Below are 1,247 nucleotides of genomic sequence, written 5' to 3'. Positions count from 1 at the left end.
TATGCCCTATGCCCTATGCCCTATGCCCTATGCCCTATGCCCATGAGTACCTCATCTTTCTGAGAAAGGCTATATCACTAATTTTTACTATTTTTTTATTGATTATAGATGCAAAAATTTAGATTAATTCGCAGCACGAGCCAAGAATAAAATAAGTTAAAAACCCGGATATTTCCTGCCCATCAATCTAAAATCTGTCATCTATAATCTCCAACTTTCCTGTTAGTTTTGAAAGTTGCGGGGGCCGGTGTAACCCGATAAATCAGCGAGTTTATCCAAAGATTGTGTCCCCGCATAAAACTGACCATTAATCTCCCAAGTCGGGAAACCTTTAACATTAGCAGCAGCAGCTTGGCAAATTTCAGCACGGGAATTTTGCCCCCTGGGATCGCATTCAAAATAATCAATTATTTTGGCTGCTTCTTTGCCGAACAGCATTTTTTGGTCGTGGCAATGGGGACACCAATAAGCGCCGTACTCTTTAGCGCCGATTTGTCGGAGGTGGCGGGCCAAAGCAATTTGTGCCGCGCCGGAGGTTGTAGTGACGGCAGGGGGTGCAATTCCGGGGGTAGAGACAATAGGAGGAGGGGATTTGACGCTGTTATAAAGTCCCAATGCGCCGATCGAACTCACCATTGCCACCAAAATGCCTGTAAACACCAACTGTCCGATATCTTCCCACTCGCGCCCGACTAGCACCAGCACAAACAGCGACAGCGCAAATAAGGCAGAAGTGACGCAGTAAATGCACAAATCCTGAATTTCAAAAGCCATCAAATACATCAAATAGCTGCTGAAAATTACCATCGCAGCAGTGATGATAAATAGCGCTTGCCAAGTTTTGTTTTCTAGTTGAGAGTGCAGTCCTTTATTGGTGGCGGGATTTACAGCTTTGGGAGCCAATGCCAGGATTGCTATGCTCAGGTAAGCCAGACAGCCTAACAAACTTAAAGGGACTGTGCCAAAGACTGTAGCGTAGGGACTGTTGAGAACTTTGTCACAGCCGCTGGTGGGACAAATGACCGAGCCATTGGTGAATTTAGCGATCGTGAGATAGGCCGTTTCTACGACGCCTATGGCTGCGATCGCTGCCATCACAGTCCGAGACCAGCGATGAATCCAAGGGGTTGAACGTCGGCGAATCATTTTTTGATTTAGTAATTTGGGAATTGTTGACTGTTGACTGTTGACTGTTGACTGTTGACTGTTGACTGTTGACTGTTGACTGTTGACTGTTGACTGTTGAC

1 protein-coding gene is annotated in these 1,247 nt (G+C 45.9%); it reads right to left on the bottom strand.

Annotation, left to right across the window (positions count from 1 at the left end; translation table 11 throughout):
- Window positions 1–222 precede the first annotated feature (222 nt).
- A complete protein-coding gene (locus QUA83_RS30425; RefSeq protein WP_333297939.1) occupies window positions 223–1,146 on the bottom strand; it encodes a vitamin K epoxide reductase family protein in 924 nt (307 codons plus the stop codon).
- Window positions 1,147–1,247 lie beyond the last annotated feature (101 nt).

Source organism: Microcoleus sp. K1-B1 (assembly GCF_036704705.1).
GTDB lineage: Bacteria > Cyanobacteriota > Cyanobacteriia > Cyanobacteriales > Microcoleaceae > Microcoleus.
This window is presented reverse-complemented; position numbering and strand designations above follow the sequence as displayed.

Bases quoted from the DNA above. Each gene is read 5' to 3' on its own strand.
- QUA83_RS30425 (WP_333297939.1), bottom strand. From the start codon at position 1,146: ATGATTCGCCGACGTTCAACCCCTTGGATTCATCGCTGGTCTCGGACT.